The following is a 902-nucleotide window of genomic DNA, read 5'->3' as shown; positions in this document are numbered from 1 at the left end:
CATCGAAGCTCTTCGGATTGAGCCCGCGGAAGTCGCGGACGCGCGGCAGCGCGATGTTCACGAGACGGTCGAGGAACTCATACATGCGTTCCTTGCGCAGCGTGACCTTGGCGCCGATCGGCATCTTTTCGCGGACCTTGAAGCCGGCGATCGAGTTGCGCGCATGGGTGACGACGGCCTTCTGGCCGGCGATCAGCGCAAGATCTTCCGCCGCGATCGAAGGCTTCTTCGAATCGCCGGTCGCTTCGCCGACGCCCATGTTCAGCACGATCTTGTCGATGCGCGGAACCTGCATCTCGTTCTCGTAGCCGAACTGCTCCTGCAGAGCCTTACGAATGGTCTCGTTGTAGACCTGCTTGAGGCGCGGCGTGTTCTGGGCAGTCGCCTGCTTGGTTTGAGCCTTAGCCATTGATGACTTCTCCCGAGCGCTTGGCGACGCGCACCTTCTTGCCGTCCTTCTGGAAGATGAAACCGACACGGGTCGGCTTGCCATCCTTGGGGTCGGCCAGCGCGATGTTCGACAGTTGGATCGGCGCTTCCTTGGTAATGATCCCGCCCTCTTGGGACTGGGACTGCTTCTGGTGACGACGGATCATGTTGACGCCGCGCACCAGCGCGGTGTCTTCCTTCGGCTGTACCGAGAGGACTTCGCCCGAACGGCCCTTGTCCTTGCCGGCCAGCACGACCACCTTGTCGCCTTTTCTAATCTTCTGCATTGGTCCGGCTCCTTACAGCACTTCAGGCGCGAGCGAGATGATCTTCATGTGGTTCTTGGCGCGGAGTTCGCGCGGAACCGGTCCGAAGATACGCGTGCCGATCGGCTCCTTCTTGTTGTCGACGAGAACGGCCGCGTTCTTGTCGAAACGGATCACGCTGCCGTCCGGGCGGCGGATGTCCTTGGC

The 902-nt window shown here is 61.3% G+C and carries 3 protein-coding genes; all 3 read right to left on the bottom strand.

The window, feature by feature from the left end; translation table 11 throughout:
• Positions 1-409: 50S ribosomal protein L5 (gene rplE / locus EOA86_RS36455; protein WP_128345819.1), on the bottom strand; the 409-nt coding region annotated here is incomplete at its 3' end.
• Positions 402-716 (bottom strand): 50S ribosomal protein L24, encoded by a 315-nt coding sequence (rplX, locus tag EOA86_RS36450; RefSeq protein WP_013531428.1) that lies wholly within the window; start codon positions 714-716, stop codon positions 402-404. The genes rplE and rplX, both read right to left, overlap by 8 nt.
• Positions 717-728: 12 nt before the next feature.
• Positions 729-902: uL14 family ribosomal protein (locus EOA86_RS36445; RefSeq protein ID WP_189363215.1), on the bottom strand; the 174-nt coding region annotated here is incomplete at its 5' end.

It is taken from the genome of Mesorhizobium sp. M5C.F.Ca.IN.020.32.2.1, from assembly GCF_004023105.1.
Taxonomy (GTDB): domain Bacteria; phylum Pseudomonadota; class Alphaproteobacteria; order Rhizobiales; family Rhizobiaceae; genus Mesorhizobium; species Mesorhizobium wenxiniae.
This window is presented reverse-complemented; position numbering and strand designations above follow the sequence as displayed.

Excerpts from the sequence above, each read along its gene's own strand:
- rplX (WP_013531428.1), bottom strand. The coding sequence starts at position 716 with ATGCAGAAGATTAGAAAAGGCGACAAGGTGGTCGTGCTGGCCGGCAAG.